Annotated in this window: 24 protein-coding genes; 23 read left to right on the forward strand and 1 reads right to left on the reverse strand. The window is 63.5% G+C overall.

Annotation, left to right across the window (positions count from 1 at the left end; translation table 11 throughout):
* The first annotated feature begins 52 nt into the window (after window positions 1–52).
* From alaS to pyrF, 17 genes are all read left to right on the forward strand, one after another.
* Window positions 53–2,707 (forward strand): alanine--tRNA ligase, encoded by a 2,655-nt coding sequence (gene alaS / locus INT40_RS01085; RefSeq protein WP_193095289.1) that lies wholly within the window; start codon window positions 53–55, stop codon window positions 2,705–2,707.
* Entirely contained in the window at window positions 2,704–3,180 is a 477-nt protein-coding gene (gene ruvX, locus INT40_RS01090) for a Holliday junction resolvase RuvX (protein WP_193095290.1), read from the forward strand. Before alaS ends, ruvX begins: the two co-directional genes overlap by 4 nt.
* Window positions 3,177–4,319, forward strand: coding sequence for an endolytic transglycosylase MltG (gene mltG, locus INT40_RS01095; RefSeq protein WP_101570329.1), 1,143 nt, complete (start codon window positions 3,177–3,179; stop codon window positions 4,317–4,319). Before ruvX ends, mltG begins: the two co-directional genes overlap by 4 nt.
* Window positions 4,316–5,341, forward strand: a complete 1,026-nt coding sequence (locus INT40_RS01100) for a shikimate dehydrogenase family protein (RefSeq protein WP_193095291.1) — start codon at window positions 4,316–4,318, stop codon at window positions 5,339–5,341. The genes mltG and INT40_RS01100 overlap by 4 nt, the downstream gene beginning before the upstream one ends.
* A 27-nt stretch (window positions 5,342–5,368) precedes the next feature.
* Window positions 5,369–6,118, forward strand: coding sequence for a hypothetical protein (locus INT40_RS01105; protein WP_101570327.1), 750 nt, complete (start codon window positions 5,369–5,371; stop codon window positions 6,116–6,118).
* A gap of 10 nt (window positions 6,119–6,128) precedes the next feature.
* A complete protein-coding gene (gene aroC, locus INT40_RS01110) occupies window positions 6,129–7,334 on the forward strand; it encodes a chorismate synthase (protein ID WP_101570326.1) in 1,206 nt (401 codons plus the stop codon).
* Complete coding sequence (locus INT40_RS01115) at window positions 7,331–7,954, forward strand: shikimate kinase (RefSeq protein ID WP_101570325.1); 624 nt, start codon at window positions 7,331–7,333, stop codon at window positions 7,952–7,954. The genes aroC and INT40_RS01115 overlap by 4 nt, the downstream gene beginning before the upstream one ends.
* Window positions 7,955–8,034: 80 nt before the next feature.
* Complete coding sequence (gene aroB, locus INT40_RS01120) at window positions 8,035–9,150, forward strand: 3-dehydroquinate synthase (protein WP_101570324.1); 1,116 nt, start codon at window positions 8,035–8,037, stop codon at window positions 9,148–9,150.
* A gap of 123 nt (window positions 9,151–9,273) precedes the next feature.
* On the forward strand, window positions 9,274–9,834 hold the full coding sequence (gene efp, locus INT40_RS01125; protein ID WP_101570323.1) for an elongation factor P: 561 nt from the start codon (window positions 9,274–9,276) through the stop codon (window positions 9,832–9,834).
* On the forward strand, window positions 9,835–10,242 hold the full coding sequence (nusB, locus tag INT40_RS01130) for a transcription antitermination factor NusB (protein ID WP_193095292.1): 408 nt from the start codon (window positions 9,835–9,837) through the stop codon (window positions 10,240–10,242).
* Window positions 10,243–10,352: 110 nt separating this feature from the next.
* Window positions 10,353–10,904, forward strand: coding sequence for a bifunctional pyr operon transcriptional regulator/uracil phosphoribosyltransferase PyrR (gene pyrR / locus INT40_RS01135; protein ID WP_101570321.1), 552 nt, complete (start codon window positions 10,353–10,355; stop codon window positions 10,902–10,904).
* The gene (locus INT40_RS01140; RefSeq protein WP_101570320.1) at window positions 10,901–11,881 is read left to right on the forward strand and encodes an aspartate carbamoyltransferase catalytic subunit; all 981 of its coding nucleotides are present in this window, start codon (window positions 10,901–10,903) and stop codon (window positions 11,879–11,881) included. Before pyrR ends, INT40_RS01140 begins: the two co-directional genes overlap by 4 nt.
* The gene (locus INT40_RS01145) at window positions 11,874–13,193 is read left to right on the forward strand and encodes a dihydroorotase (RefSeq protein ID WP_193095293.1); all 1,320 of its coding nucleotides are present in this window, start codon (window positions 11,874–11,876) and stop codon (window positions 13,191–13,193) included. Before INT40_RS01140 ends, INT40_RS01145 begins: the two co-directional genes overlap by 8 nt.
* Window positions 13,178–13,672 carry a hypothetical protein gene (locus INT40_RS01150; RefSeq protein ID WP_101570318.1) on the forward strand — a complete coding sequence of 165 codons (495 nt, stop codon included), beginning with the start codon at window positions 13,178–13,180 and terminating at the stop codon, window positions 13,670–13,672. The genes INT40_RS01145 and INT40_RS01150 overlap by 16 nt, the downstream gene beginning before the upstream one ends.
* A complete protein-coding gene (gene carA / locus INT40_RS01155; protein ID WP_193070477.1) occupies window positions 13,669–14,820 on the forward strand; it encodes a glutamine-hydrolyzing carbamoyl-phosphate synthase small subunit in 1,152 nt (383 codons plus the stop codon). Before INT40_RS01150 ends, carA begins: the two co-directional genes overlap by 4 nt.
* Before the next feature lie 8 nt (window positions 14,821–14,828).
* Window positions 14,829–18,104 (forward strand): carbamoyl-phosphate synthase large subunit, encoded by a 3,276-nt coding sequence (gene carB, locus INT40_RS01160; RefSeq protein ID WP_193095294.1) that lies wholly within the window; start codon window positions 14,829–14,831, stop codon window positions 18,102–18,104.
* A complete protein-coding gene (gene pyrF, locus INT40_RS01165) occupies window positions 18,104–18,961 on the forward strand; it encodes an orotidine-5'-phosphate decarboxylase (protein ID WP_193095362.1) in 858 nt (285 codons plus the stop codon). The genes carB and pyrF overlap by 1 nt, the downstream gene beginning before the upstream one ends.
* 28 nt (window positions 18,962–18,989) lie before the next feature.
* Here pyrF and INT40_RS21295 read toward each other — a convergent pair whose 3' ends face one another.
* The gene (locus INT40_RS21295) at window positions 18,990–19,520 is read right to left on the reverse strand and encodes a GNAT family N-acetyltransferase (RefSeq protein WP_101570314.1); all 531 of its coding nucleotides are present in this window, start codon (window positions 19,518–19,520) and stop codon (window positions 18,990–18,992) included.
* A 166-nt stretch (window positions 19,521–19,686) separates the two neighbouring features.
* Between INT40_RS21295 and mihF the strand changes: the two genes are divergently transcribed.
* The 6 genes from mihF to INT40_RS01200 are packed head-to-tail and all read left to right on the forward strand — an operon-like array spanning window position 19,687 to window position 25,471.
* Complete coding sequence (gene mihF / locus INT40_RS01175) at window positions 19,687–19,998, forward strand: integration host factor, actinobacterial type (RefSeq protein WP_101570313.1); 312 nt, start codon at window positions 19,687–19,689, stop codon at window positions 19,996–19,998.
* A 19-nt stretch (window positions 19,999–20,017) separates the two neighbouring features.
* Window positions 20,018–20,581 carry a guanylate kinase gene (gmk, locus tag INT40_RS01180; protein WP_101570312.1) on the forward strand — a complete coding sequence of 188 codons (564 nt, stop codon included), beginning with the start codon at window positions 20,018–20,020 and terminating at the stop codon, window positions 20,579–20,581.
* A 12-nt stretch (window positions 20,582–20,593) separates the two neighbouring features.
* Window positions 20,594–20,926 (forward strand): DNA-directed RNA polymerase subunit omega, encoded by a 333-nt coding sequence (gene rpoZ, locus INT40_RS01185; RefSeq protein ID WP_101570311.1) that lies wholly within the window; start codon window positions 20,594–20,596, stop codon window positions 20,924–20,926.
* Window positions 20,923–22,182, forward strand: coding sequence for a bifunctional phosphopantothenoylcysteine decarboxylase/phosphopantothenate--cysteine ligase CoaBC (coaBC, locus tag INT40_RS01190; protein WP_193095295.1), 1,260 nt, complete (start codon window positions 20,923–20,925; stop codon window positions 22,180–22,182). The genes rpoZ and coaBC overlap by 4 nt, the downstream gene beginning before the upstream one ends.
* Window positions 22,179–23,381 carry a methionine adenosyltransferase gene (gene metK, locus INT40_RS01195; protein WP_319020811.1) on the forward strand — a complete coding sequence of 401 codons (1,203 nt, stop codon included), beginning with the start codon at window positions 22,179–22,181 and terminating at the stop codon, window positions 23,379–23,381. Before coaBC ends, metK begins: the two co-directional genes overlap by 4 nt.
* Window positions 23,381–25,471 carry a primosomal protein N' gene (locus INT40_RS01200; RefSeq protein WP_193095363.1) on the forward strand — a complete coding sequence of 697 codons (2,091 nt, stop codon included), beginning with the start codon at window positions 23,381–23,383 and terminating at the stop codon, window positions 25,469–25,471. The genes metK and INT40_RS01200 overlap by 1 nt, the downstream gene beginning before the upstream one ends.
* Window positions 25,472–25,499 lie beyond the last annotated feature (28 nt).

Consider the following 25,499-nt stretch of genomic DNA (forward strand, 5'->3'; position numbering starts at 1 on the left):
ACTAATCACTGATGAGTGCAAGAGTGCACACGCAAGATGTGAAAGGCCATGGATGAAGACGGCAGAGATCAAACAGCGCTGGTTGGACTACTTCGAAGCGAACGGGCACGCAGTCGTCCCCTCAGCGTCGGTGATCAGCTCCGATCCATCGATCCTGTTCAACATCGCGGGAATGGTGCAGTTCATTCCGTATCTCACCGGTCGAGAGCCCGCCCCGTTCAATCGCGCTACGAGCGTCCAGAAGTGCGTGCGCACCGGTGACATCGAAGAAGTCGGCAAGACCACCCGACACGGCACCTTCTTCCAGATGAATGGCAACTTCTCCTTCGGCGACTACTTCAAGCGCGAAGCCATTCGCTTCGCCTGGGGTCTGCTGACGAATTCCGTAGACGACGGCGGGTTCGGCTTCGATAAGAACCGACTGTGGGCAACTGTCCATGAAGACGACATTGAGACCATCGATCTTTGGCTCGAAGAGACCTCGATTCCGCGCGAGCGCATCCAGCCGCGCGACAATGAGGACAACTTCTGGCACACCGGACAGCCTGGCCCTGGTGGCTACTGCTCCGAGATCTACTTCGACCGTGGCCCGGACTACGGTGTCGAAGGCGGCCCCGTGGCCGATGAGGACCGCTACATCGAGATCTGGAACCTCGTGTTCATGGAGTTCGAACTCAGCGAGGTTCGCTCCAAAGTCGACTTCGATATCGCCGGCGACCTCCCCGCTAAGAACATCGACACCGGTATGGGGCTCGAACGCGTCGCCTTCCTGCTCCAGGGTGTCGAGAACATGTACGAGATCGACGAGGTGTTCCCTGTCATCGAGGCCGCCAGCCGCCTCTCCGGCCACCGCTACGGTAACGAACATGAGGCCGATGTGCAGATGCGCGTCGTGGCCGACCATGTGCGTTCGTCTCTCGTCATCATCGGCGACGGTGTGCGTCCCGGAAACGAAGGTCGCGGCTACATCCTGCGCCGTCTCCTGCGCCGCGCTGTGCGTGCGATGCGTCTCCTCGGCGTGACCAGTGAGGTTCTGCCGGAACTGCTGCCGGTGTCCATGCAGTCGATGAAACTCTCCTACCCCGAGCTGGAGACCGACTTCGATCGCATCTCCCGTATCGCCTATGCCGAAGAGAAGGCCTTCCTGCGGACCCTGGAATCGGGCACTCAGCTGTTCCAGAACGCTGCGGCCTCGCTTCCGGAGTCGAACAAGACACTGAGCGGCGACGTCGCATTCGCCCTCCACGACACCCACGGATTCCCCATCGACCTGACCCTGGAGATGGCTTCCGAACAGGGTGTGAACGTCGACGAAGAGGGCTTCCGCGCCCTCATGAGCGAACAGCGGACACGTGCGAAGGCCGATGCGAAGTCGAAGAAGGGCGGGGGGCACGCCGACCTCTCCGCGTACTCCGCACTGCTCGAAGACGGTGCCTCCGAGTTCGTCGGCTACGACCGGCTCGAAGCTGACTCCCGGGTGCGCGGAATCGTCGTCGACGGACTCGCTCAGGAAGTCCTGACTACGGGACAGACCGCAGACCTCATCCTCGACCTGACTCCGTTCTACGCCGAAGCCGGCGGTCAGCGCGCAGACATCGGCCAGATCAAGGGCCATGGCTTCACCGCAAGCGTCCTCGACGTGCAGAATCCCATCAAGGGGCTGCCCGCACACAGGGTCGAAGTCATCGACGGTGAGATCCACGTCGGTGCCGAAGTCCTGGCCGTCGTCGACCACGACCACCGGTTCCAGGGCTCGCAGGCTCACACCGCCACCCACCTCGTCCACGCTGCCCTGCGCGAGATTCTCGGCACCCATGCTGTCCAGGCTGGTTCGATGAACCAGCCGGGCTACATGCGCTTCGACTACTCCTTCCCTGAAGCTCCGAGTCAGCAGATGCGGGCAGAGATCGAAGACGTCGCGAACCTCGCGGTGCGTTCCAACTATGAGGTCGGCACGGAGTTCCTGCCGTTCGAGGACGCCAGGAAATCCGGTGCGATGGCACTCTTCGGCGAAAAGTACCCGAACATCGTGCGCGTCGTCGACATCGGCGGGCCCTTCTCCCGTGAACTCTGCGGTGGTACCCATGTCGGTGCCTCGTCCGAGGTCGGTCCGATCTCCGTGCTGTCCGAAGCTTCCGTAGGCTCCGGTGTACGCCGCATCGAAGCTGCTGTCGGCATGGACGCATTCCGTTCACTGGCCGCCGAACGCAGCATCGTCTCCTCGCTCTCCGACATGCTCAAGGTGCCCGGAACCGATGTGCGCGAACGCGTCGGGGATCTGATGAGCAAGCTCAAGGACGCGGAGAAGGAGATCGCGCGCCTGAACTCCCAGCAGCTCCTGGCTTCGGCCGGGAAGTTCCTCGACAACGCTGAAACCGTGGGATCGACGTTGTTCATCGTCGCCGAACTCGGCGAGGTCTCAAACGCCGGAGACATCCGCACCGTCGTCACTGACCTGCGCAGCCGCGTCTCCGAACGCTCCGCCGTGGTTCTTGGCATAGGGACCAGCAATGGAAAGCCCGTCGTCGTGGTCGCCACGACTCCCGCCTCACGAGAGGAAGGTCACCAGGCCGGCAAACTCGTCTCCCTGGCCTGCGGTGAACTCGGCGGCGGTGGAGGCGGAAAACCCGATCTCGCCCAGGGTGGCGGCAGCGATGTCGCCGCGATCCCAGCATCCATTGCAGCGGTCAAGGCAGCCCTCCAGTGAGTTTCCGCCGAGGCCGACGTGTGGGCCTCGACATCGGTTCGGTGCGCATCGGGGTGGCCAGCAGCGACCCTGATGGCATCCTCGCCACACCACTGACCGTGGTGCAGCGGACCGACGAACCCGCTGCGCTGCGCGCGCTGCGGGACATCATCGACGAATACGAGCCGATCGAACTGCTCATCGGGGACCCGAAATCCCTCGATGGAGCGGCCCGGGCGGCGGCAGCCACTGCTCTCGAGTTCGCCAGACGGATCAGCGTCGCCACGTCGACACCCATCCGTCTCGTCGATGAGCGCTTCACCACGGTCGAAGCTCATCACGCCCTCGCAGCTGCAGGGAAGAACTCGCGGCAGCGCCGTGAGATCGTCGACGCCCAAGCTGCTGTGATCATCTTGCAGAATGCCCTCGAATTCGAACACAACACCGGTGAGCCAGCCGGTCGAGCAATGCCCGACGAGGAGAGTGAGCAATGAGCCCGTTCCCAGGCGAGTTCTCGGAAGACGAAGGGCTGTCCAGGTCCGATCTCAAAGCAAAGAAACACCGCCGGATGCTGCGCAGGCGGCGGACGACGGCCATCGTCGTCATCTGTGTGCTGGTCTTCGGCATCGGCGGATTCTTCGGCATCAGAGCCGCAGGCGGAGTCTTCGACGACCTGTTCGGACCGAAGGGCGATTACGAGGGCGCCGGCACCAGCGAAGTCTCGATTGACATTCCACCGGGGTCCTCAGCGCGCTCGGTGGCCAACCAGCTTGTCGAAGCCGGAGTGATCATGAACTCCGAACCGTTCCTCGATGAGGTCGAACGTCGCGACATCACGATCCAAGCCGGCCCGATCATCATGCGCGAGAAGATGAGCTCCAAGGCAGCGGTCGAGGCGATCGTCAATCCGATCAAACCTCCCAAGATCACGATCGCCGAGGGGCGCAAGATCGACCAGATCAAATCTACGATGGTCGAATCGGGAATGAAGGCCGAAGCGGTCGACAAAGCCATCGACGACAAGACCCCGAAGGACTACAGCCTCGACGTCGATGCCCCCAGCCTCGAAGGGTATCTGTACCCGGCGACCTACGATCTCAACAAAGACAAGACCGCCGAGGACATCGTGTCCGAAATGGTAGACAAGACGAAGGCGGAGATCGAGAACGCTGACATCGACCTCGACGATGCGAATCGGATCATGACCCTGGCCAGCCTCGTCGAAATCGAATCACCCGGCGATGAAGAGGTCCGGAAGAAGGTCGCGCGCGTCTTCCTCAACCGAATCTCGGACGACTCGAAGACCGGCAAACTGCTCCAGTCCGATGCGACCGTCGCATATATCCACGGTGCACGCAGTGACCTGACGACGACGAAGAAGGAGCGCAAGTCCGACAGTCCGTACAACACGTACAAGAAGAAGGGTCTGCCTCCGGGGCCGATCAATTCGCCCAGCTCCGGCGCAGTCGACGCCGCCCTCAACCCGACTAAGGGAGACTGGCAGTTCTTCGTAGCCACGAACCCGGACACCGGGGAGACCAAGTTCGCCGACACCTTCGACGAGCACCGGAAGAACGTTGAGATCTACCGGAAGTGGCTCAAGGAGCACGGAGAGGACAAGGGCGACAAATGACGATCTCGGCAGCGGTGCTCGGTCGCCCGATCGCCCACTCCAAATCGCCGCTGCTGCATCGTGCGGCGTTCCACGCTCTTGGTCTTCACGGCAGCGAATACACCAGCTTCGACCTCGGCGCCGATGAACTGGAAACCTTTCTGGCCGCTCATCCAAGCCAGGTCGGGTTCTCTGTCACGATGCCTCTGAAGGAACGGCTTGTCGAACTTGCGCTCACCCACGGGTGGGGCCTCGATGACACGGCGACGCTGACCGGGGTGGCGAACACCTTGGTTCGCCGGCACGGGGTGACATCGGTGGCCAACACCGATGTGCAGGGAATCGTGCGCGCGTTGACCCCGGGCCTGACCACCTGCCGGGGAGGCGCTGTCACCGCTGCGATATCGGCCGCGGTCGTCGTCCTCGGCGCGACAGCAGGTGTGAGCACCGCCGAACATGACGGTGCCGACAGGGCGACGATTCTCGGTGCCGGGGCCACCGCAGCCTCGGCGCTGATGGCCTGCCACGAACTGGGCATCACCACGGTCGAATTCCTCGTCAGAAACCCTGACCGTGCCCGCCGAGTCCTGGAACTCAGCGCACGGCTCGGGATGTCGGCGACCACCGCACCGCTGAAACTGATCGAACCCTCGGCAGTGGTCATTTCGACTCTGCCCGCCGAGGCTGTCCCGGAGCTGGAATGGTCACCGGGCTTCCGTGGTGGAGTGGCCCTAGACGTCGCCTATGCCGCCGAGTCCGGGTTCCTTAATGCAGCGAAATCACACGGACTCATCTGTGTCGAAGGCACTGTGATGCTCGTTGAACAGGCCGTCGCACAGTCGGAGATGTTCATCGCCGCCGCCGAAACGACGGAGGTCGCAACAGCGGAAGCAGCGGATGCTCCTGCCAACCCGACCTGGGACGCAGACCGTCGCGCTGTGATCACAGCAGCCATGTATCGCGCGCTCGAACACCAACCCGGACCGTCAGACGACCGACCGTCAGATGACCTCCCGGCGGACGACCGACCAGCAGGCGACTGACCACAAGGACGGGAAGGGCGGGCGAGGGTGGACAGCGGAGTTCTCCACGGGTGGCCGATCGTTGCCACAGCAGTCTTCAGCGCCGTCCTCGGCGTTCTCCTGGCCTGCGCCCGATCATGGTGGCTGGCCGATGACAAACACTTCGCCGTCCTTTCCAGAACTCGCCTCTTCCGCCCCCTGCCCCTGACAATCTTCGGCACGGTCCTCGCTGTTGCCGCGGCTCTGTTCTTTCCCGGCACGGACACCACACTCGATTCCGGCCTCGCACGTCCCGGAGCCGATTTCGGGACCTTCGACCGGCTGCTCCTGGCGTTGAGCCTAGGCGCAGCCGCTGCAGCCACGCCGTTCCTCGTCATCGTCGACATCGTCGTCCACCGGCTGCCTGACCGGATCGTGTATCCGCTCATCGGCACCGAACTGCTCGTCCTCGTTCTCGGGCAGCTGCTGGGGGAGTCTCCGATCTGGGTCCTCGGCCTCATCGCCGGTGCTGCCGGAGTTCTGTTCTTCGGTTCCCTCTACCTGATCGGACGGGTGCTGCACGCACGCACAATGGGCCTTGGCGACGTCAAACTCGTCTTCATCGTGTTCTGCGTGCCCACCCTTTTCTCCGCCTGGGCACCGGCGCTTGTCTTCATCATCATGATGCTCATCGCGGGCATCGTGGCCCTCATAACCGCCGCTGCAAAGCGCAGTCTGAGGGCGACGACGATCGCATTCGGGCCCGCGATGTTATCCGGAATGTGGTTCGGGGCGGTACTTGCGCCAAACATTTTGTAGAATCGGTTGAATGTTGAGATGGCTGACTGCAGGCGAATCCCACGGCGAAGCGCTGACTGGGATCATTGAGGGGCTTCCTGCCCACGTTCCTATCACCAGGGAAGATATTCGCGCGAGCTTGGCGAGGCGCCGCTTGGGCTACGGCCGTGGAGCACGGATGAAGTTCGAAGCCGACGAGGTTCGACTCCTCGGCGGAGTCCGGCACGGTCAAACACTGGGTTCACCGGTGGCTGTTGAAGTCGGGAACACGGAATGGCCCAAATGGGAGTCCGTGATGAGTCCTGACCCGATCGACGAGGACGAGCTCGCCGGGCAGGCGCGCAACGCCCCGCTGACCCGACCGCGGCCGGGTCACGCCGATATCGTCGGTATGCAGAAATACGGATTCGACGAAGCACGACCGATCCTCGAACGCGCCTCCGCACGGGAAACCGCAATGCGCGTGGCGCTGGGCACCATCGCCTCGAACTTCCTGGGCGAGCTCGGCATCACCCTGGTCGCCCACACCGTGGCCATCGGGACCGCCGAGAATGCCGTGGATTCCGCCACGGAACCTTCCTTGCCCCTGGCCTCCGATGTGGATGCCCTCGACGCCGATCCTGTGCGCTGCTTCGATCCCGATCTCTCGGCCCGCATGGTCACCGAAATCGATGCGGCGAAGAAGGCCGGTGACACGTTGGGCGGAGCCGTCGAGGTCCTCGCCTACAATCTCCCGCCCGGGCTGGGGTCGCATGTCCACTGGGACCGTCGCCTCGACTCCCGACTCGCCGGGGCCCTGATGGGCATTCAGGCGATCAAGGGCGTTGAAATCGGCGATGGCTTCGAGACCACGAAGCGCCCCGGATCGGCCGCCCATGACGAGCTCGAGGTGGGCGAGGACGGGATCCGACGCGTGAGCAACCGTGCCGGCGGCACCGAGGGCGGAATGTCGACGGGCGGCCCGCTGCGCGTCCGGGCAGGCATGAAGCCCATCGCCACGGTGCCCCGCGCTCTGGCAACCGTCGACGTCGTCACCGGTGAACCTGCGAAGGCCAACCATCAGCGCTCCGACGTCTGCGCGGTTCCGGCCTCCGGCGTCGTCGCCGAAGCGATGGTTGCCCTGGTGCTCGCCGAGGCAGTGGTGGAGAAGTTTGGCGGAGACTCCGTGGCCGAGACCAAACGGAACCTGGATGCCTACGTGGCCGCCATTCCGGAGAACCTTCACATCGGCCAATGACACAGCGCCCGCACCCGAAACCGGTTCCTCCGCTGGAACCGGTCCCGGCATCGCAATCACGCATCGTCCTGACCGGGCCGCCCGCAGCCGGCAAGTCCACGATCGGTCGGCTATTGGCGGATCGGCTCGATCTGCCGCTCATCGACACGGATGCCAACATCGTCGACAAATACGGTGTCATCGCAGAGATCTTCGTCGACCGCGGTGAGGACTATTTCCGGCGGATCGAACGCGAGGTCGTCCGGCGTGCCCTGCGTAGGCTGCTCGACCGTCCAGGCATCGTGTCCCTGGGCGGGGGAGCGATCCTCAATCCGGGCACCCGAGCCCAGCTGGGGCATCCCGCGATCAAGGTCGTGCACATCGATATCGACGTCGACACCGTCATGACGAGGCTCAATTCCCCGCACCGGCCGCTGCTGCGCGGGGCAGGAACTCCGGTGGAGAACTGGCTGTCGCTGGTCAACGAGCGTGAGCCCCTCTACGATCAGGTCGCCACGTTCCGTGTCCATGCGTCGAATTCCCATCCCTCGACCATCGTCAACCGCGTCGTCGACGTCCTCACCGGCCTGCAGCGAGCCGAGGAGTATGCCAAGTACTCGGGCCGCGAGTCGGAGAGTTAGGCTTGGGGTCGCAACAGGTTCGTAAGTTCAGCCAACGCGGCCATGACATGCCCGGAGGCAGCAAAGGGGAAAGTGCACGAATGAGTCTCACACGCATCAACGTCGAAGCCGGCGGAAACTATCCGGTTCTCGTGGGGCAGGGTCTCCTGGGCGAACTTCCCGAGCTCCTCGGCCCCCGGGTCGAGAAGGTGCTCGTTATCCATCCGCGGGCTCTGCGTGCCACCGGAGAGACGGTTCGTGACGATCTGCGTGCAACCGGTCTCGATGCGATCGTGGCTGAGATCCCCGACGCCGAAGAAGCCAAACACGTGCAGGTCGCCTCGTTCTGCTGGCAGGTGCTGGGGCAGAGCGACTTCACCCGCAGCGATGCCATCATCACCGTGGGCGGGGGAGCCGTGTCCGACCTCGGCGGCTTCGTCGCAGCAACCTGGCTGCGCGGAATCTCCGTCATCCACATTCCCACCACGGTGCTGGGAATGGTCGACGCGGCCATCGGCGGTAAGACAGGGATCAACACCGCCGAAGGCAAGAACCTCGTCGGTTCATTCCACGCGCCCTCCGGCGTCCTCGTCGACCTCGACACCCTGCAGACACTGCCGGAGAACGAACTCTTCACCGGTCTCGCCGAGGTGGTCAAGACCGGTTTCATCGCCGATCCCGCGATCCTCGATCTGGTGAGCAACCATTCGAAGGCTGAGATCGCCGAGGTGGAAGGCCCCGTCCTGCGCGAGCTCATCGAACGTGCGATCGCAGTCAAGGCCGAGGTCGTCGCCGATGACTTCAAGGAATCCGGGCGCCGAGAGATCCTCAACTACGGACACACCCTGGCCCACGCCATCGAGCACAAAGAGCGCTACCAGTGGCGCCACGGCGCCGCGGTCTCCGTGGGCATGGTCTTCGCCGCCGAGGTGGCCGCGATGGTCAAGAGCCTTCCCCCTGAGACCGTCGACCTCCACCGTGAGCTGCTGACCAAGCTGGGCCTGCCCGTGGCCTACCGTGCCGATGTCTGGCCGCAGCTGTTGGAGACGATGAAACGAGATAAGAAGGCACGTGGCTCCATGCTGCGCATGGTGCTTCTGAGCGAAGTGGGCGCGCCCGCCACAGTGGAGATCCCGGACGTCTCGATCCTCCACACGGCCTACCAGGAGATCGGGGAGGACTCTCCCCGCGTCATGCTCGGAACCGACCTGGGCTGAGGCCCGAGATGGCAGGCCCTGCAGGAGCTTGCTAGAATTGCTGTTTGGCGAAACTGCACGTTGTCGCCAGACACACCAAATCACCTCGCGGTGGCCAAGACTGACACGAAGAAGGACGGATTAGTGGCTTCAACCAACGACCTGAAGAACGGCCTTGTGCTCAATATCGACAAGCAGCTGTGGCAGGTGCTGGAGTTCCAGCACGTCAAGCCCGGCAAGGGTCCGGCATTCGTCCGCACCAAGCTCAAGAACGTTATGTCCGGCAAGATCATCGACAAGACCTTCAACGCCGGAACCAAGGTCGAGACAGCCAATGTCGACCGTCGCGATATGCAGTACCTCTACCATGACGGCACCGACTACGTGTTCATGGATGCCGAGGACTACGACCAGGTCAGCATCCCGCCAGACCTCGTCGGCGATGCCGCCAACTACATGCTCGAGAACCAGAATCTGCAGATCTCCTTCCACGAGGGCACTGCCCTGTCTGTGGAGCTGCCGCCTTCGGTTGAGCTGTTGATCACCCACACCGAACCAGGCCTGCAGGGTGACAGGTCGACTGGTGGATCGAAGCCTGCAACGCTGGAGACCGGCTACGACATCCAAGTGCCGCTGTTCCTCGAAGAGGGCACCAAGGTCAAGGTCGACACCCGCAACGGCGACTACCTGGGTCGCGTCAAGTAAGTGTCAGCGCGTACGCGGGCCCGACGTCGGGCCCTGGAACTGATGTTCGAGGCAGGACAACGTCGCCTCGACACCGAGCAGGTCGTGACCATGCGGTCCAACGACCCCGATTATCCGATGAAGGCCTACTCGGTCGAGATCGTCGAAGGAATCACGAGTCATCGTGAGGAGATCGACGAGATCATCGCCACCTACGCTGAGGGCTGGACCCTGGAGCGGATGCCGGCCGTGGATCTGGCGCTGCTCCAGATCGGGACCTGGGAGATCCTCTTCAACGATGAGGTGCCCGACAAGGCGGCAATCGACGAAGCCGTGTCCCTGGCCAAGCAGTTCTCAACGGATGACTCACCAGGCTTCATCTCAGGACTGCTCTCACGCGTCCTGGACGTCAAGCCGACCCTGATCTGAGTCCGCGGGTCCGGAATCCGGACCCGCGAACCGAGCCGAATCGGCTGAGGTCTACAATCGAATCGAACCACTCCTTTAACCACCGTCCGGAGAGGCGGAGAAGGGGAAGTATGACACAGCGAACAGTGCTCGATGCCCCAGATATGAAACGGGCAATGACCCGTATCGCCCACGAGATCATCGAGTCCAACAAGGGCAGCGACGACCTCGTTCTTCTCGGAATTCCGCGCCGCGGCGTTCCTCTGGCCACTCGTCTGGCAGAGCAGATCGCCTCGATCTCGGCACGACCTGAGATGGCCGGCGAGCTCGTCGGCAGCCTCGATATCACGATGTACCGTGACGACCTGCGCAGCGGTGCCTACCGTGCACCTGAACCCACCACTATCCCCGCCGACGGCATCGATGCCAAGACCGTGGTCCTCGTCGACGATGTGCTCTTCTCCGGGCGGACGATCAGAGCAGCCCTCGACGCGCTCTCCGATCTGGGTCGTCCGTCCAAGGTCCGCCTCGCCGTCCTCGTCGATCGGGGCCACCGGGATCTGCCGATCCGCGCCGATCACGTCGGAAAGAACCTTCCCACCTCCAACAGTGAACGCGTCAACGTCTCCCTGCTCGAGATCGACGGAGAAGACGGCGTCACCATCTCGGGAGGTCGCGAATGAAACACCTCCTCGACACCATCTCCTTAAGCCGTGAAGAAGCTATCTCGATCCTCGACATCGCAGAGGAGATGACTCAGGTCTCCGAACGTGAGGTCAAGAAGCTTCCCGTCCTGCGCGGACGCACCGTCGTCAATCTCTTCTTCGAAGACTCGACCCGGACCCGGCTGTCCTTCGAAGCCGCGGCCAAGAGGCTCTCAGCAGACGTCCTCAACTTCTCTGCCAAGGGCTCTTCAGTGTCCAAGGGCGAGAGCCTGCAGGACACCATCCAGACGATCTCGGCAATGGGAGCCGACGCTCTCGTCGTTAGGCACCCCGGCTCGGGCACTCCGCATCGCCTGGCCCACACCGGCTGGATCGACGTTCCCGTCGTCAACGCCGGCGATGGCACCCACGAACATCCGACACAGGCGCTGCTCGACGCCTTCACCCTGCGTCGTGCCCTCGGCGGGTTCTCCGCCTCAGGCGCTGTCAAAGAGGGCCCTCGCGGACGCGGACTCGACGGGGCGAAAGTCGCCATCGTCGGTGACGTTCTCCATTCCCGGGTAGCCCGCTCGAATGTCCACCTGCTGGCCCGCCTCGGCGCCGAAGTCCACCTCGTGGCACCGCCGACTCTGCTCCCGTGGGGTGTCGAGAATTGGCCCGTGACACTCCACTACGACCTCGACGAGGCCCTGCACAGCGAAGACTTTGCGGCCGTGATGATGCTGCGTGTCCAGAACGAGCGCATGCACGAATCGTTCTTCCCCAACGAACGCGAATACGCACGACTGTGGGGACTTTCGGCAGCCCGGCTGGCCGGACTGCCGAAGGAGACTTTCATCATGCACCCGGGGCCGATGAACCGCGGCTTCGAAATCTCAGCGGCAGCAGCCGACTCACCGCGTGCTCTCATTCTCGACCAGGTCGAGAACGGAGTGAGCGTGCGAATGGCGGTCCTGTACCGCCTCTTGACGGGCCAGGAGGGAACCAATGAATGATTATCTGATCCGCGGTGCGAATGTGCTGGGCCAGGGAATCGCCGATATTGCGGTCAGGGAATCGACGATCGTCGACCCCGAACTGCTCGATCCCACGAGCCGCGATGTGGAGGTCGTGAGCGCTGAGGGGCTGATCGCCCTGCCCGGGCTCGTCGACATGCATACGCATCTGCGCGAGCCCGGAAAAGAGGACGCGGAGACGATCCTGAGCGGATCACGCTCGGCCGCCTCGGGCGGGTTCACCTGTGTTCATGCGATGGCGAACACGGCCCCGGTGGCCGATACTGCAGGCGTCGTCGAGCAGGTCCACCGGCTCGGCCGGACCGCCGGCTACACCGAAGTCGTGCCCATCGGAGCTGTGACCATCGGCCTGGAGGGGAAGAATCTCGCAGAAATCGGAGCCATGGCCCGTTCGGCGGCTCGAGTCAGGATCTTCTCCGACGACGGCATCTGCGTCTCAGACCCGCTGCTCATGCGCCGGGCCCTCGAATACGTCAAGACATTCGACGGAGTCATCGCCCAGCACGCCCAGGAACCGCGCCTGACCGAAGGCGCGCAGATGAACGAGGGAGTCGTCTCGGCTGAACTGGGACTGCCCGGCTGGCCGGCCGTGGCCGAGGAATCGATCATCGCCCGCGATGTGCTCCTGGCCGAACATGTGGGCTCACGCCTGCACATCTGCCACGTATCGACCAAGGGCAGCGTCGACATCATCCGGTGGGCGAAGTCCCGCGGAGTCGAGATCACCGCCGAGGTCACCCCGCACCACTTGATGCTCACCGACGAACTCGTCCGCAGCTTCGACCCCGTCTACAAGGTCAACCCACCGCTGCGCACGGAAGCCGACGTGAACGCACTGCGCGAAGCGCTGGCCGACGGCACGATCGATGTCATCGGCACCGATCACGCCCCGCACACCGCCGAGCACAAATGCAGCGAGTGGACGGCTGCGGCCATGGGAATGGTCGGCATGGAGACCGCGCTGCCCATCGTCGTTGAGGCGATGCGCAACTACGACTTCGACTACGGAGACCTTGCCCGCGTCATGTCCGCAACACCGGCACGGATCACAGGGGCCACCGGTCACGGCAGCCTCGAGATCGGTGCGAGCGCGAACATCGTCCTCATCGACCCGGCCTCCACACACACGATCGTGCCCGAGGACCATGCCACGAAGGGCCGCAACAATCCCTTCGCCGGACTCGAGGTCTCCACCTCGATCACCGACACCTTCTTCTACGGCCACCGGGTGCTCTCCGGCGGCGAACTCAGCACACCCCACCCGGCAGGAGCATCATGGACAGACCAGTAAGCGTCATCATAATCGCAGTCGTCTTCCTCCTCCTGATCCTTGCGATCACCTGGGGCTGGAGCCGACGAAAGAAGAGCCAGACCGAAATGCCGCAGCCTGCGAAACCGCACATGGGAATCAAGGCCGTCTCCGATCCCGTCGAAGGATCCTACGTATCGACGACCTTGGCCGGGCACCCACTCGAACGAGTCGCCGTCCACGGCCTCGGCATCCGCACCACCGGAGAGATCGTCATCACCGATGGGGGAGTCGTCATGGACCTCGCCGGACGTGAGGACTTCCTGATCCCCAGGCGCGATATCGTCTCCGTCGACACCACCGCCGGGATGATCGGCAAGTTCGTCGAACGCGGCGGAATCGTGCGCATCACCTGGCGGCTGGGGGAGACCCTCGTCGACACAGGCTTCCGCGCCCGCTACTCCGCCAGCACCACACCCACCGTCGCCCGCATCCGCGAAATGATCGAAGAGGCACAATGAGACTGTCCACCACACCCGCTGTCCTCGTCCTCGAAGACGGACGCACCTTCCGCGGCTCCGCATACGGGGCCGTCGGCGAGACCCTGGGCGAAGCGGTCTTCGTCACCGCAATGTCGGGCTATCAGGAGACCCTGACCGACCCGTCCTACCACCGTCAGATCGTGATCCAGACGGCTCCGCACATCGGCAACACGGGAATCACCGATGACGACGACGAATCAGCCAAGATCTGGGTGGCCGGCTACGTCGTCCGCGACGCCTCCCGTGTGTCCTCGAACTGGCGCTCCATCGGAGACCTGTCCACGCGCCTCGAAGAATCAGAGATCGTGGGCATCAGCGACGTCGACACCCGCGCCCTGACCCTGCACCTGCGTGAAGCGGGAGCCATGCGCATGGGCATCTTCTCCGGCCCTGCCGCCGAGGTTGAGGACAAAGAGCTGCTGGCCAAGGTTCAGGCCTCACCACACATGGCTGGAGCGAAACTGGCCGAAGAGGTCTCGATCACCGAGCCCAAACTTGTCCCCGCAGTCGGCGAGAAGAAATTCAGCGTCGCAGCCCTGGACCTGGGCATCAAGTCGATGACCCCCGAACGGCTGAGCGAACGTGGCATCGAGGTCCACCTCCTGCCCGCCACGACAAGTTTCGCGGAGATCCAGGCACTCGGCGTCGACGGGGTCTTCTTCTCCAACGGCCCCGGTGACCCCGCGACCGCCGATACCCAGGTCGAACTCCTCCGCGAGGTCCTCGGCGCGCAGATCCCGTTCTTCGGAATCTGCTTCGGCAACCAGCTGTTGGGCAGGGCATTGGGCTTCGGCACATACAAACTGCCCTTCGGCCACCGCGGCATCAACGTCCCCGTCATGGATCGCACTACCGACAAGGTCGAGATCACCTCGCAGAACCACGGCTTCGCCGTCGACGCACCCCTAGACGGCGAGACACAGGCCCCGCACGACGCGAGCTTCGGTCGCGTGCGCGTCTCCCACGTATGCCTCAACGATGACGTGGTCGAAGGGCTCGAATGCCTCGACATCCCCGCGTTCTCCGTCCAGTTCCATCCGGAGGCTGCAGCCGGACCCCACGACTCGAGCTACCTGTTCGATCGATTCATCGACCTCATGTCCGCTTCCCCGGTCGCACAGGCCTAAGGAGAACCATGCCACTCAGACAAGATCTCACATCCGTCCTCGTCATCGGCTCCGGTCCCATCGTCATCGGCCAGGCGTGTGAATTCGACTACTCGGGCACCCAGGCCTGCCGTGTGCTGCGCGAAGAGGGCCTGCGCGTCATCCTCATCAACTCGAACCCCGCGACGATCATGACCGATCCCGACGTCGCCGACGCCACCTATGTCGAACCGATCGACCCCGACATCATCGAATCGATCATCGACAAGGAGCGCCCCGACGCGATCCTGCCGACCCTGGGCGGACAGACTGCGCTCAACGCAGCGATCGCGCTGCACGATGCGGGCACCCTCGAGAAGTACGGGGTCGAACTCATCGGCGCCGACGTCGACGCCATCCAGCGGGGCGAGGACCGGCAGAAGTTCAAGACCATCGTCGAGGAATGCGGCGCGGAATCGGCCAAGTCCATCATCTGCCACACCATCGACGAGGCACTGGCCGGGGCCGAAGAACTCAACTATCCCGTCGTCGTGCGTCCCTCGTTCACAATGGGTGGACTGGGATCGGGCATGGCCTATGACGAGAACGACCTGCGGCGCATCGCCGGCGCCGGTCTGGGCGACTCCATCACACACGAGGTGCTCCTCGAGGAGTCGATCCTCGGCTGGAAGGAATACGAACTCGAACTCATGCGCGACCACAAAGACAACGTGGTCGTCATCTGTTCGATCGAGAACGTCGATCCTGTCGGAGTACACACCGGTGACTCCATCACAGTCGCCCCGTCACTGACTCTGACCGACCGCGAATACCAGAAGATGCGCGACATCGGCATCGACGTCATCCGTGCAGTCGGAGTCGCCACAGGCGGCTGCAACATCCAGTACGCCGTGGACCCGAAGACCGGACGCATCGTCGTCATCGAAATGAACCCCCGGGTCTCGAGGTCCTCGGCACTGGCCTCGAAGGCCACAGGCTTCCCGATCGCCAAGATGGCTGCCAAACTGGCCGTGGGGTATTCGCTCGACGAGATCCCCAACGACATCACACGGGTCACGCCTGCCAGCTTCGAACCGACACTTGACTACGTCGTCGTCAAGATCCCGCGATTCACCTTCGAAAAGTTCCCTGCTGCGGACCCGACGCTGACCACGACCATGAAATCCGTGGGCGAGGTTATGGCACTGGGCCGCAACTTCACCACCGCTCTGCAGAAGGCCATGCGGTCGATGGAGCAGCGCGACGCCTCATTCTCATGGTCCGATCTGCCCGACATCAGCGATGAGGATGTCAGAGAATCCGTCCTCGAAGCGATCTCGCATGCAACAGCCGACCGGATCCATTCTGTTCAGCGCGGACTGGCCGCCGGCCTGAGCAACGAGGAGGTCTTCGAAGCCTGCGAGATCGATCCCTGGTTCCTTGACCAGATCGAACTCATCAATGAGGTCGCCGAGTACATCTCCACAGCAGACGAACTCGACGCCCGGGTGTTCAAGGTCGCGAAGAACCACGGCTTCTCCGACGAGCAGATCGCGAGTCTGCGCACACTCGACACCGGCGTCGTCACCGGAGTCCGCCACGCGCTGCGTGTCCGTCCCGTGTTCAAGACTGTGGACACCTGCGCAGGCGAGTTCGCCGCACATACTCCGTACCACTACTCGAGCTATGACGAGGAGACCGAGGTCGCACCTCGCGAGAAGCCTGCCGTGATCATCCTCGGTTCGGGACCCAACAGAATCGGTCAGGGCATCGAGTTCGACTACTCATGCGTGCACGCGACCATGGCTATCTCCGAAGCCGGGTACGAGACGATCATGGTCAACTGCAACCCGGAGACCGTGTCCACGGACTACGACACCGCTGATCGCCTCTACTTCGAGCCGCTGACCTTCGAAGACGTGATGGAGGTCTACCACGCCGAGGTGGCCGCCGGTCCCGTACTCGGCGTCGTCTGCACCCTGGGTGGTCAGACCCCGCTGGGCTTGGCCGACAATCTCAAGGCCGCAGGAGTCCCGGTCCTCGGCACGCAGCCCGAAGCGATCGACCTGGCCGAGGACCGCGGCGAATTCGGCGCCGTCCTCGACCGTGCCGGTCTCACCGCACCGAAGCACGGCACCGCAGTGACGTACTCAGAGGCCGAGAAGATCGCCGAAGAAATCGGCTACCCGGTCCTCGTCCGCCCCTCGTACGTACTCGGCGGCCGCGGCATGCAGATCGTCTACGACCGCACTCAGCTCGTGGACTACATGGCCACTGCCACGGAGATCTCTGTGGACCGTCCCGTCCTCGTCGACCGGTTCCTCGAGGACGCCATCGAAATCGATGTCGATGCCCTCTACGATGGCACCGACATCTTCATCGGCGGCATCATGGAGCACATCGAGGAAGCAGGAATCCATTCCGGCGACTCAGCCTGCGTGCTGCCGTCGCTGACCCTGGGCGAAGATGTGCTTGAGCGGGTCCGCACGGCCACATTGGCGATCGCCGAAGGCACCAACGTGCGCGGGCTGCTCAACATCCAGTTCGCTATCACCGCTGACGTGCTCCACGTCATCGAAGCCAACCCGCGTGCCTCCCGGACCGTGCCGTTCGTCTCGAAGGCCACATCCACACAACTGGCGAAGGCCGCCGCACTCATCGCGGTCGGACGAACGATTGCCGATATGCGCGGAGGCTTGCTCCCGGAGACCTGCGACGGTTCGCGACTTCCACTGGATCATCCGATCGCGGTCAAGGAAGCGGTCCTGCCGTTCCGTCGGTTCCGGACTGTCGAAGGCAAGGTCGTCGATTCGATCCTCGGACCGGAGATGCGTTCGACCGGTGAGGTCATGGGCATCGACCACGACTTCCCGACAGCATTTGCGAAGGGGCTGCTGGGAGCATCGATCAAGCTGCCGACCTCCGGCACCGTGTTCGTATCCGTCGCAGACCGGGACAAACGTGCCATGGTCCTGCCGGTCAAGGAACTCGTCGACTTGGGCTTCGACGTGGTCGCCACAACCGGAACGGCCGCAGTCCTGTCCCGGTACGGCATCAAGACCACACAGGTGCACAAGCACTTCGAGGCCGACGCCGAGGATCGTACGATTCTCGACTACCTGGCCGCCGGCACGATCGACATGGTCATCAACGTCCCATCCGGCCGTCAGGAAAGGGCAGACGGCTACGAGATCCGTGCCTCGGCGACCGCGCACTCCGTGCCGTTGATCACGACGCTCGCCGAGTTCGCTGCCGCAGTCACCTCACTCGAGGTCGTCCGTGACAAGACCTTCAAGGTCCGCAGCCTGCAGGACTGGAACTCGTGATGTTCGGTGCCCGCCTACAGGCGGCCATGGACGAGCACGGGCCGCTGTGCGTGGGCATCGACCCCCATGACCATCTCCTCGAAGCCTGGGGCTTGCCGTGCACAGTGGAAGGGCTGCGTGAATTCTCTCTGCGCACGGTGACCGAGCTGGCGGGGAATGTGGCCGCGGTCAAACCGCAGTCAGCCTTCTTCGAGCAGTACGGATCGGCCGGAGTCGCAGTCCTCGAAGAGACCTTGGCGGTCTGCCGGGTACACGATCTCATCAGCGTCCTCGACGTCAAACGCGGCGATATCGGGTCGACCATGGGAGCCTACGCACGCGCGTACCTGGACCCCGCCTCGGCGCTGGCAGCCGATTCGATCACGGCATCTCCGTATCTGGGATTCGGGGCGCTGGAGCCTGCCTTCGAGCTCGCGCAGACCCATGATCGGGGAGTCTTCGTCCTCGCACTGACATCGAACCCGGAAGGGGCAGAGGTCCAGCATGCCAGGCGCGGCGAGGCCGTCGAAGGCTTCGGAGACACCGTAGCCGGGTCGATCGTCGGCCAGGTCGCGCAGCGCAACTTGGCTGCCTCCCCACAGGGTCTCGGGCGCTTCGGTCTGGTCGTTGGTGCAACGATCGGATCCGCGGCCCGCGAACTCGGATTCGACCCGTCTGCATGTGGTGGGCCGATCCTGGCGCCGGGAGTCGGCGCCCAGGGAGCGGGCATCAGTGAACTCATCGGCGTCTTCGGAGCAGATGCGATCACTGCTAACCAGGTTCTGGCCACAACCTCACGCGCTGTGCTCGGTGCGGGGCCCGACGGGCTGCAGGCCGCAGCGAAAGCACTGAACCTATCCCTGAAACAGGTGGGCTGAGCCCAGATACCGACGAGATCTCCCGGCTTCAGACAGTGCTTCTGCCCAGCAGTCCAGAGTACTGTTTGAAGCCGGCTCTCTCGTACATTCTCACGGCACCTTCGGACGAGTGGACCGTGATGTAATCAAGTCCACGTCGGTGAGCATATTCGACGACTTCGGTGACGAGCCGATGACCAATACCGCACCCGCGTAGCTTCGGGGCGACAAAGCACGATTGGACATCACCGCTTGCTCGATTTGGATTCAGAGGCGCCAGCACCCGCGGCAGTATCGCCAACCACGCCATGCCGACCGTTTCGTCTCTGAGGACAGCCACGAAGGGGACGTGTGAGTCCGAGTGACGTTGCGACCAATCAGCGGCTGCTACTGTAAATTCCTCGAGTGGGAGAAGTTCGCTGCGGTCATGCTGTTCCAGGGCCCACCGCCAACGCAGCTCGGCTAAGCCGGGCAGGTCCTGCTCGGTGGCCAAACGGACACTGACATTGGGGGCCGCCTGTTCTGGGGCACAACCGCCTTCGTGAGCTGCGCCCTGAGATATTGCTGTGCCTCGCGCCATGCGCCTATCCAACCACTGGTGATATCCCGGGTCAACGGGGTGCTGAAAACGACGGTTTCTGCAGACACTTGAGTTTTCTTTCTCGCTTTATGCCTCTCACGAGGGTTTTTGTTTTAGACTGAAGCAACTTCCCTACCTGCCCGTTCATGGTGACAGAGGAGATAATGTGGCACTCGAACCTTTGACCCCGCAACAGCGTTCAGCTGCTCTTGACAAGGCTTTCAAAGCGCGTCAGGCGCGAGCCGAGGTCAAAACCGCGCTGAAGAATGGTCAAACCGATCTCACTTCCGTGCTGAAGAAGGCCGATGCAGATGAAGCACTCGCGAAGATGCGCGTCGTCGATCTGCTGAGATCACTGCCCGGAGTCGGCGATCGACGCGCGGAAGCGGCCATGGAAGATGTGGGCATCGCATCGTCACGTCGAATCAAGGGCCTGGGTGTGCACCAGAAGAACGCCCTGTTGGAGAAATACTCCTGAATGTGTGAACAATAGTTCTGTGAATAATCGACTGACCGTCCTCGCGGGACCTACCGCGGTCGGAAAAGGCACCATCAGCGCGTACATCAGAGATCATCATCCCGAAGTCTGGTTCTCCGTCTCCGCCACCACGCGGCCGCGGCGACCCGGGGAAACCGATGGTGTTCATTATCACTTCATCAGCGATGACGAATTCGACTCACTCATCGCTGCCGGTGAGCTGCTCGAGTACGCCGTCGTCCACGGACGCCACCGCTACGGCACCCCATCGGCTCAGGTTCAGGAGAAGCTGACCCAGGGGATACCGTCCCTGTTGGAGATCGATCTCCAGGGAGCGCGCCAGGTCAAGGACAAGATGCCCGACGCACTGTTCGTCTTCCTGGCTCCGCCCAGCTGGGAGGAACTCGTGTCGCGACTCACCGGTCGCGGAACGGAAACGGCAGCAGAACAAGAGCGTCGTCTGACCACGGCCAAGCGGGAATTGCAGGCCGAATCCGAGTTCGATGTCACCATCATCAATGACCACGTTCGCACTGCGGCCGAAGAACTCATATCATTGATGGGTATATCCACTACCGATTAGATTGGACATTCATTGCCTGCACAACCTGAAGGCATCACCAATCCACCGATTGATGATCTGCTGGCCGTGACCAGCTCGAAGTACGAACTGGTCTCGATTGCGGCTCAGCGAGCACGCCAGATCAACTCCTACTACGCCCAGCTCCAAGAGGGACTGCTTGAGAACGTCGGTCCGCTGGTGACCCCGGGCACGCACGAGAAGCCGCTGTCGATTGCGCTCCGCGAGATCAACGAAGGCAAGATCGTGGCTCGCGAAGTCACCGAAGCCGACTTCGGTGCTCTCGCCCCAGAACCTGCGCAGCCCGCTGCCAGCAACGACGGCGCACTGGACTTCAGCGACCAGTGAGAACCGTACTCGGCGTCGCCGGTGGAATCGCCGCCTACAAGGCGTGCCATGTCATTCGGCGACTCCGGGAACTCGGGCACAGCGTCAAAGTCGTGCCCACCGCCAGTGCGTTGAATTTCGTCGGTGCCGCCACCTTTGAGGCACTGTCCTCACAGACCGTGACCACCGATGTCTTCGACGAGATTGATTCGGTCAACCATGTCCGCATCGGGCAGGAAGCCGAACTCGTCATCATCGCCCCCGCCACGGCCAACACTCTGGCCAAGTTGGCCGCAGGCATCGCCGATGACCTGCTCACCGCCACGGTCCTGACAACGACCGCCGAGGTGGTCGTTGCCCCAGCTATGCACACCGAAATGTGGCAGAACGCCGCCACCGTCGCCAACATCGCGACCTTGAAACAGCGCGGCATCCACGTCCTCGAACCCGCTGTGGGACGTCTCACCGGGCCCGATTCGGGCCCCGGCCGGCTCCCTGAACCCGACACGATAGTCGACTTCTCCCTGGCCGCCGCCGCGAACGCACACACGTCCGCTGTCGCCTCGGCAGGGACAGGACGGCTGCACGGAAAGCACCTCGTCATCAGCGCCGGCGGAACCAGAGAACCACTCGATCCCGTGCGCTACCTCGGGAATCGTTCCTCAGGCAAGCAGGGCGTTGCCCTGGCACGTGCCGCTGCCCGTGCCGGAGCCCACGTTGACCTGGTTGCGGCCAACATCGATTCGGGACTGCTGTCCGATCTGCCCGACAGTGTCCGAATCACCACGGTCGAGTCCACGCTTGAACTCCAGACTCAGATGCACGCCTCTCAGGCCGACGCCGATGCCGTCATCATGGCCGCCGCCGTTGCTGATTACCGGCCGGCTGAGCGCACCGACTCGAAGATGAAGAAGTCGGGCGACGAGGGAATGACTCTGCAGCTGATCCAGAACCCTGATGTGCTCGTGGGGCTGGTCGAATCACGTCGTCAGCCTCAGATCATCATCGGTTTCGCCGCCGAGACCGGAGATTCTCATCACAGTGCACTCGACTACGCGAAGGCGAAGTTCCGCCGCAAGGGTGTGGACCTCCTCGTCTTCAACAACGTCTCCGGCGACAGGGCCTTCGGCCAGGACGACAATGCCGTGCAGATTCTCACCGCCGACGGTGACGACGTCGTCGCCGGCACGGAAATCCACGGCAGCAAAGACGATGTTTCGGAAAAGGTCATCGAGGCTCTCGCCGATCGTGTGGAATGCGTAGAATCGACGCCGTGAGTCAATCAAATCTGCGCTTCTTCTCGTCCGAATCCGTCACCGAGGGCCACCCCGACAAGATCTGTGACCAGATCAGCGACGCCGTCCTCGACGATCTGCTGAGTCAGGACCCGAACGCCAAAGTCGCCGTCGAGACGATGGTCACCACCGGACTCGTCCACGTGGCCGGCGAGGTCAACACCGCGGCCTACGCCGACGTGGCAGGCATCGTCCGTCAGCTCATCACCGGCATCGGCTACGACTCCTCCGACACTGGATTCGATGGCCATTCCTGCGGTGTGTCCGTCTCCATCGGCAGCCAGTCCACCGACATCCATTCCGGTGTGACCAACCCGCTGGACTTCCGCGAAGCCGTGGATTCCGATCACGGTTCCAGCCTGGGCGCCGGCGACCAGGGCCTCATGTTCGGCTACGCCGACAACGCCACCGACGTCCTCATGCCCATGCCGATCCATCTCGCCTCACGCATGGCGGAGAAACTCTCCGAAGTGCGCAAGACCGGAGCATTGGACTATCTGCGTCCTGACGGCAAGACCCAGCTGACACTCGGCTACGACGGAAACGAAGCCGTGTCGATCGAGAACATCGTGGTCTCGACCCAGCACGCCGCGCACGTCGACCAGGCCCAGCTGCATTCGGAGATCAAGGACTTCGTCATCGACCCGGTCATCGCCGGCTCCAACCTCGACGTCAGCCATGCCAACATCCACATCAACCCCGCCGGGCCCTTCGTCACCGGCGGACCGATGGGAGATGCCGGACTGACCGGCCGCAAGATCATCGTCGACACCTACGGCGGATACTCCCGCCACGGCGGCGGCGCCTTCTCCGGCAAGGACCCTTCGAAGGTCGACCGCTCCGCCGCCTATGCCATGCGCTGGGTCGCGAAGAACGTCGTCGCCGCCGGGCTCGCCGACCGCGCCGAGGTGCAGGTCTCCTATGCGATCGGCCGCGTCGACCCGATGGGCCTCTACGTCGAAACCTTCGGCACCGAGAAGGTGGACCCCCACGCGATCTCGAAGGCGATTCGGGAGGTCTTCGACCTGCGACCAGCCATGATCATCCAGGAACTCGACCTCCTGCGCCCGATCTACTCTCAGACTTCGACCTACGGCCACTTCGGCCGCGAGCTCTCCGACTTCACTTGGGAGGTCACGGACCGTGCCGACGATCTGCTGCGCGCAGTCTCCTCGGCTTGATGGACGAACCTCTTCCCATCGACACCGGCACCTCCGCCATCGGGCAGGTGCCGGTGGCATCGGAAGACCCCGTGGCTCACGTGCTCATCGATCACCCGGTGCCGCACCTGGCCCGGACCTTCGACTATGCCGTGCCGGAGAAATTCGCCGACACAGCCTGCCCCGGTGTGCGAGTCAGGGTCAAATTCGCCGGGAAGCTGCGTGACGGATTCCTCCTCGAACGGGTTGAGAAATCCGAACACATCGGACCACTCGCCACGATCGAGCGCATCACCAGCCCCGTCGTCGTGCTCACACCAGAACTGCTGCGCCTAGCCACTGCCACGGCCCGCCGCTACGCGGGAACCCTCTCCGATGTGCTGCGTCTGGCGATCCCGCCCCGCCACGCACGTGCCGAAAAGGCGGTGCTCAAGGCGGAGAAGGCCGCGCAACAGCAGCAGAGCGACTCCGCAGCGCCGACGGCAGGCGAGGCCGCGAACTCAACGTCCGAGGGCTCGGCTTCAACTTCCAACACCCCGACTTCGACGACAACGGACACGATCGGCCGCCTCGGCGAATGGGTGGTCAACGAATCCGCCCACGACAGAGAAGACAAGTTCCCAGCCGCCGAACATCCGCGGATCGCCATGACCTGCGTCCCCGGACCCACCCCAGGACTGAGTTGGATCACCGCCGGCCTGGAAGCTGCCCGAGCAACGCTGGCGGCGGGGGAGTCGGTGCTGTGGCTGGTGCCCGATCATCGTGAACTTGCTGTGCTCGCGGCCGCACTCGACTCCAGCGAGGACATCGGCTCGTACTCCGTGCTCAGCGCCGATCAATCACCCGAGCAACGCTGGAAAGCCTGGCTGCGTGGCCTGCTGGGACACACACGTGTGACGATCGGCACCAGAGCAGCCGCCTTCGCCCCGGTCGAAGGGTTGGGCCTCATCATCTGCTTCGACGACTCGAACTCGAACTACCTCGACCAGCACGCACCATACCCACACGCCAGGGAAGTGTGCCTGCTGAGGTCGACCATCGACTCCACCGGGCTGCTGTTCGTCTCCACCGATCGCAGCGCAGAGATCCAACGCCTGGTTGAGGTCGGATGGCTGCACGACGCCACACCCACCGGCCCGGAACGCCGTGAGGGCGCACCGCGGGTATACGTCCCCGACGAGGAGCGAGACCCCTTCGCCTGGCAGCGCATCCCCTCACGCGCCTGGCAGCTGATGCGCGGTGCCCTGCGCCCAAGAACCAAGGACACGAACGCGGTCGGACCCGTCCTCGTCCAGGTCCCGCGGGCCGGATACTATCCGGTGTTCGCCTGCGCGAGATGCCAAGAGGTCGCACGCTGCCCACAGTGTTCGGCAACCCTGACCACACAGTCCGAGGTCGGCCCCTTCGCCTGTCGCTCATGCGGGTTCCATTCCGATACGTTCTCCTGCGGACGCTGCCGCTCGAACCAGGTCCGCTCGATCGTGCGCGGCAGAGGTCGGACCGTCGAAGAGCTGCGCAAGGCCATGCCGGGCATCGAAATCCTCGAGTCCGGCGGGGACGACATCCCCGTCGCCATCGACGACTCTCCACGCATCGTCGTCGCCACCACCGGAGCAGAGCCCTACGTCCTCGGCGGCTACGCCTGCGCAATCCTGCTCGACTCGCTGTGGCCGGGGCCATGGATGCGCTCAACCGATGAGGGGGTCAGCCGGAGGCTGCGTGCGGCCGTCCTCGTGAGATCACGCACAGCCGGGGGAGTCGTCTACCTCGGCGACACCGATGAGACGATCCGGAACACGGTGACCACCTTCGACCCGGTCACCACCATGTCCCGGGCGCTCAACGATCGGATGGAGCTCGGCTTTCCGCCCTACCGGCGCATCGTTGAACTCACCGGCGCCGGCGCCGATATCGACGCCATGATCACCGCCGTACCCGAGCTGACCGAACTCATCCGCGACTCCGACGACGATGGCCAGAAGGCCGTCGCCGCCTACCCGATCGCTGCAGGCGACACGGTCGGCGAGGCATTGGCTCATCTGATCGCCTCCCGGTCTGCGAAGAAGCTCCCCCAGGTGCGTGTGCGCATCGACGATCCGCGGTCTCTGTGAGCATCCCGATGCCCGGACTCCGCGTCCG

The sequence above is a fragment of the Brevibacterium sp. FME17 genome (genome assembly GCF_014897515.1).
GTDB lineage: Bacteria > Actinomycetota > Actinomycetes > Actinomycetales > Brevibacteriaceae > Brevibacterium.

Excerpts from the sequence above, each read along its gene's own strand:
- alaS (WP_193095289.1), top strand. The coding sequence starts at position 53 with ATGAAGACGGCAGAGATCAAACAGCGCTGGTTGGACTACTTCGAAGCG.
- mltG (WP_101570329.1), top strand. The coding sequence starts at position 3,177 with ATGAGCCCGTTCCCAGGCGAGTTCTCGGAAGACGAAGGGCTGTCCAGG.
- INT40_RS01100 (WP_193095291.1), top strand. The coding sequence starts at position 4,316 with ATGACGATCTCGGCAGCGGTGCTCGGTCGCCCGATCGCCCACTCCAAA.
- aroC (WP_101570326.1), top strand. The coding sequence starts at position 6,129 with ATGTTGAGATGGCTGACTGCAGGCGAATCCCACGGCGAAGCGCTGACT.
- INT40_RS01115 (WP_101570325.1), top strand. The coding sequence starts at position 7,331 with ATGACACAGCGCCCGCACCCGAAACCGGTTCCTCCGCTGGAACCGGTC.
- aroB (WP_101570324.1), top strand. The coding sequence starts at position 8,035 with ATGAGTCTCACACGCATCAACGTCGAAGCCGGCGGAAACTATCCGGTT.
- pyrR (WP_101570321.1), top strand. The coding sequence starts at position 10,353 with ATGACACAGCGAACAGTGCTCGATGCCCCAGATATGAAACGGGCAATG.
- INT40_RS01140 (WP_101570320.1), top strand. The coding sequence starts at position 10,901 with ATGAAACACCTCCTCGACACCATCTCCTTAAGCCGTGAAGAAGCTATC.
- INT40_RS01145 (WP_193095293.1), top strand. The coding sequence starts at position 11,874 with ATGAATGATTATCTGATCCGCGGTGCGAATGTGCTGGGCCAGGGAATC.
- INT40_RS01150 (WP_101570318.1), top strand. The coding sequence starts at position 13,178 with ATGGACAGACCAGTAAGCGTCATCATAATCGCAGTCGTCTTCCTCCTC.
- carA (WP_193070477.1), top strand. The coding sequence starts at position 13,669 with ATGAGACTGTCCACCACACCCGCTGTCCTCGTCCTCGAAGACGGACGC.
- carB (WP_193095294.1), top strand. The coding sequence starts at position 14,829 with ATGCCACTCAGACAAGATCTCACATCCGTCCTCGTCATCGGCTCCGGT.
- pyrF (WP_193095362.1), top strand. The coding sequence starts at position 18,104 with ATGTTCGGTGCCCGCCTACAGGCGGCCATGGACGAGCACGGGCCGCTG.
- INT40_RS21295 (WP_101570314.1), bottom strand. The coding sequence starts at position 19,520 with ATGGCGCGAGGCACAGCAATATCTCAGGGCGCAGCTCACGAAGGCGGT.
- INT40_RS01200 (WP_193095363.1), top strand. The coding sequence starts at position 23,381 with ATGGACGAACCTCTTCCCATCGACACCGGCACCTCCGCCATCGGGCAG.